2 protein-coding genes are annotated in these 4,755 nt (G+C 55.9%); both read left to right on the plus strand.

Annotated features, from left to right (window positions below):
• Positions 1–5 precede the first annotated feature (5 nt).
• Positions 6–1,226 carry an autotransporter strand-loop-strand O-heptosyltransferase gene (locus OGX95_RS16360; RefSeq protein ID WP_286630193.1) on the plus strand — a complete coding sequence of 407 codons (1,221 nt, stop codon included), beginning with the start codon at positions 6–8 and terminating at the stop codon, positions 1,224–1,226.
• Entirely contained in the window at positions 1,219–4,746 is a 3,528-nt protein-coding gene (locus tag OGX95_RS16365; RefSeq protein WP_286630194.1) for an autotransporter outer membrane beta-barrel domain-containing protein, read from the plus strand. Before OGX95_RS16360 ends, OGX95_RS16365 begins: the two co-directional genes overlap by 8 nt.
• Positions 4,747–4,755 lie beyond the last annotated feature (9 nt).

A 4,755-nucleotide genomic window follows, 5' to 3' on the forward strand; every position in this document is an offset into this window, starting at 1 on the left:
AAAATATGTCAACGCTGAAGAATACATTTTTTATCCCTCCGCCTGACACGCCAACACAGGCCGGACCTGAAAATATCTTTTATGATTTTAATGATGGCGCCCGTGTATTGCTTCCTGAAGGAAAATGGCACGTGCGTCTGCTGGATGCGGATTCAGACAATATTCTTTTCTGCTGCGATGTGGATAAAGGCTGGGTGACCAGCCGTAAGAAATATTTTGTGCGTTTTCGCATTCAGGTATTCCGTCGGGGGGAAGAAACGCCCCTGCTGGATGAAACCCTGAAATTAAAAGACCGGCCTGTGCTGATTTCATTCCCGACCGGGACGCTGGGCGATTTGCTCGGCTGGTTCCCTTATGCCGAACGATTCCAGTCCCTGCACAAGTGCCGGCTGGAATGCACGATGGCGCAGGACATTATTGACCTGCTGGCACCTCAGTATCCGCAGATACAGTTTTCCACGCCGGATAAGCCGCGCACGATGGCGCCTTATGCCACCTATCGTGTGGGGCTCTATTTCGGTGGAGATACAGACAATCAGCCGGTGGATTTCCGCAAGGTCGGTTTCCACCGTTCTGCGGGCTACATTCTGGGCGTTGACCCGCGTGAAGCCCCCGTCCGGCTTGACCTGTCTGCGCCCCGGGTTATCCAGGCGCCCTATGTGTGCATCGCCACACAGTCCACCTGTCAGGCGAAATACTGGAACAACGGCACCGGCTGGAGTGAGGTTGTCGCTCATCTGAAATCGCTGGGTTACCGGGTGCTGTGCATTGACCGGGATGCCCATTATGGCCAGGGCTTTGTCTGGAACCATATCCCCTGGGGAGCAGAGGACTTCACCGGCAGGCTCCCGCTGCAGGAGCGGGTGAACCTGCTGCGGCATGCCAGCTTCTTCATTGGCCTGCCAAGCGGCCTGTCATGGCTGGCGTGGGCAACCGGAATCCCGGTGGTGCTGATAAGCGGCTTCAGCCTGCCCAACAGCGAATTTTATACCCCGTGGCGGGTATTTAACTCTCACGGGTGCAATGGATGCTGGGACGACACGTCGCTGAATTTTGACCATAAAGATTTTATGTGGTGCCCGAGACATAAAAACACCGACCGGCAATTTGAATGTACCCGGCTGATAACCGGCGCCCAGGTCAATGGCGTCATCAATAAACTTCACCGTTCTTTAACTGAGCAGGGTGTTGAGGTCCCCCTGGAGAAAGGAGTAAGCAATGAATAAGGTTTATAACACTGTGTGGAACGAATCCACCGGGATGTGGGTCGTTACCTCAGAGCTGACCCGGAAAGGAGGCCGACGCCCCCGTCAAATCAAACGTACCGTGCTGGCAGGGCTGATTGCCGGCCTGCTTCTGCCGTCGGCGCCTGCTCTGGCAGTGGATTATAACGATCAGGTGCTGGGGAAAGGAGGTACAAGCTCATCCATGTCTCTGGGGCCTGGCGACACGGCAACAAACACGACCATTAACAGTGGTGGGCAACAGCATATCTCCAGCGGCGGCAGTGCCACGAGTACCACCATTAACCAGTTTGGCGCGCAGTATGTTTCCAACGGCGGCAGTGCCACAGACACCACCATTAAATATGGGGGGCAGCATGTCTTCAGCGGGGGGAGTGCCACGAATACCAACGTTAGCGGTATGCAAGCTGAACAACATGTCTATATCGGTGGCAGTGCCACGAACACCAGTGTTAGCGCCTCCGGGAAGCAACAAGTCTTCGGTAGTGCCACCAGTACTACCGTAAGTGGTACTGGTATCCAGTATGTTCACAGCGGTGGTAGCGCCACGAGCACTACCATTAACAGCGGAGGAAAGCAGATCGTCTCTAGCGGCGGCAGCGTGATCGCTACAACAATCAACCATGCAACCCAGAATGTTCTCAGCGGCGGCAGTGCGACGAGTACCACCATTAACGCCTATGGGATTCAGGGTGTCCATAGCGGCGCCAGCGCTACGGATACCATTATTAACAGCGATGGGACACAATACGTCTCCAGCGGCGGCAGTGCCACGGACACTACTGTTAACACGAATGGTAAGCAGGTAGTTTACTCATGTGGTCTTGCGATCGGCACCACCATTTTGGGAGGGTGGCAGGTTATTAATCCAGGTGGCTCTGCCACAGACACTGTTATCCACTCTGGTGGCACTCAGCAATTATGGCTAACTAGTGTCGCAGACACTGTTATCCACACTGGTGGAGAACAGTATGTGTATGGCGGTAGCGCAACCGACACTACCATTAATGGTGGGGTCCAGTATGTGACGGAAGATACAACTGCTGGTTCCCCACCAGGCAGTGCCACAAATACGATAATCAACTCAGGCGGGACCCAGCTTGTATTTATTGCCAGCGTGACCAGCACCACCATTAATGAAGGTGGTGTTCAGGAACTGCTGGCGCGTGGCAGTGCAACGGACACGATCGTCCACTCCGGCGGGACTCAGCATGTTCTTGGCGGCAGTGCAGTCAACACCACCCTCAACGGTGGTGTTCAGTATGTGGTGGAATATCCTGACCCTCAAACTTCCATCGTATCGACTGGATCTGCCACCGATACTGTGATCAATTCAGGTGGCGTACAGAATATCTTAGGTGGTTCAGTGACCAACACCTCTATTAATGACGCCGGTACCCAGAATGTGCAGGTAGGTGGCAGTGCATCCCTGACCACTATTAATAACGGGGGGATCCAGACTGTGCTACGTGATGGTAAGGCCAGTGACACCATTCTCAAGAGTGGCGGCACCCTGATGGTGAATGCGGGGGGCATCGCCACCGCAATTACCCAGAATGATGGCGGTGCGGTGGTGACAAACACCAGTGCAGTCCTGGAGGGCAGTAACCGGAACGGCAGTTTCTCTATAACCGGCGGCAGTGCAGCCAATATGCTGCTGGAGAACGGCGGATACCTGACAGTGCTTGACGGTCACCAGGCCAGCGCTACAACTGTTGGCAGTGGTGGTACGCTGGATGTCCGCAGCGGCGGTGTGCTCTACGGCACCACCACCCTGACTGATAAAGGGACGCTCGTCGGTGACGTAGTCACAAATGAAGGGAACCTGTATTACCTCAACAACAGTGCTGCGACCTTCACAGGCAGCCTGACAGGTAGCGGTATCCTGACACAGGAAGGCGGGAGCACCCGCTTCAGCGGTCTGTTGTCTCAGGACGGCGGGATTATCCTTCAGAGTGGCGGTGCCATGACGATGGATGCCCTTCAGGCGAAAGCTAATGTGACGACCCAGTCAGGCACCACCCTGACGCTGGATAACGGGAGCATCCTGACGGGGAGCGTTGAGGGAGACAACACCGGCGCAGGTGATATGACGGTTAAAGGTGCGTCTGTCTGGCATCTCGATGGTGACTCCACTGTCGGCGCATTAACGCTGGATAACGGGAGCGTTGATTTCCGTCCGCCAACAACCACGCGTCTGACGCCAGCCTTCCAGGCGGTGTCGCTGGCGCTCGGGAGCCTGTCGGGTAGCGGGACGTTCCGGATGAACACGGATATCGCAGCACATACCGGGGATATGCTGAAGGTAACGGGTAATGCCAGCGGTAACTTTGTGCTGGATATCAAAAACACCGGCCTGGAGCCAGTATCTGCTGGTGCGCCGCTTCAGGTGGTGCAGACCGGCGGCGGTGATGCCGCGTTTACCCTGAAAGGCGGGAAAGTCGATGCCGGTACCTGGGAATACACCCTGAGTAAGGAAAATACCGACTGGTATCTGCAGGCTGACACCCCACCTCCGGTTACTCCGCCGGCTGACCCGGATGCAGGTAAACCAGATGCAGGTACATCGTCGTCTCCGGTGCGCCGCACAACAAAATCAGCCGACGCGGTACTGGGCATGGCGACAGCGCCGGCATACGTTTTCAACAGCGAGCTGGATAACCTGCGTTTCCGTCACGGTGATGTGATGCAGAATACCCGTGCACCAGGGGGCGTATGGGGCCGTTATACCGGGTCAGACAAGCGCATCAGCGGTGGGGCCAGCTCAGGCTATACCCTGACGCAGAACGGTTTCGAAACCGGCGCCGACAAGGTCTTTGACCTGGGTGAGAGCCGTCTAGCTGCAGGCACTTTCTTCTCTTACAGCGACAACAGCATTAAGCATGCGCGTGGCGGAAAGAGCACGGTCGACAGCACCGGTGGTGGTCTGTACGCGACCTGGTTTGATAATGACGGCTACTACGTGGACGGGGTTATCAAATTCAACCGCTTCAGTAATGAGCTGCGTACCTGGATGAGCGACGGCTCGGCGGTGAAAGGGGATTACAGCCAGAACGGTTTCGGCGGCAGTCTCGAAGCGGGCAGGACCTTCAGTCTGAATGAGAATGCATGGGCGCAGCCATACGTGCGGACAACGGCGTTCCGGGCCGATGCGAAAGATATCAGCCTGAATAACGGCATGAAAGCCAGTATCGGTGCGACCAAATCCCTGCAGACTGAAGCTGGCGTGAAGCTGGGGATGACCCTTGACGTTGCAGGAAAAGAAGTCAAGCCGTACCTGTCGGCGGCGGTGAGTCATGAATTTTCGGACAACAACAAAGTCCGTATTAATGACACCTACGACTTCAGGAATGACATCTCCGGGACGACCGGGAAATACGGACTGGGCGTCAGTGCGCAGCTGACCCCAAATGCTGGCGTCTGGGCTGAAGCCCGTTATGAAAATGGTAAGCAGACCGAGTCTCCGGTCACGGGCAGTGTCGGGTTCCGTTTTAATTTCTGAGCCGTGTCC

Source organism: Citrobacter sp. Cu233, assembly GCF_030332225.1.
Classification (GTDB): Bacteria; Pseudomonadota; Gammaproteobacteria; order Enterobacterales; family Enterobacteriaceae; genus Citrobacter.

Coding starts and splice junctions, on each gene's coding strand:
- OGX95_RS16360 (WP_286630193.1), top strand. CDS start 6: ATGTCAACGCTGAAGAATACATTTTTTATCCCTCCGCCTGACACGCCA.
- OGX95_RS16365 (WP_286630194.1), top strand. CDS start 1,219: ATGAATAAGGTTTATAACACTGTGTGGAACGAATCCACCGGGATGTGG.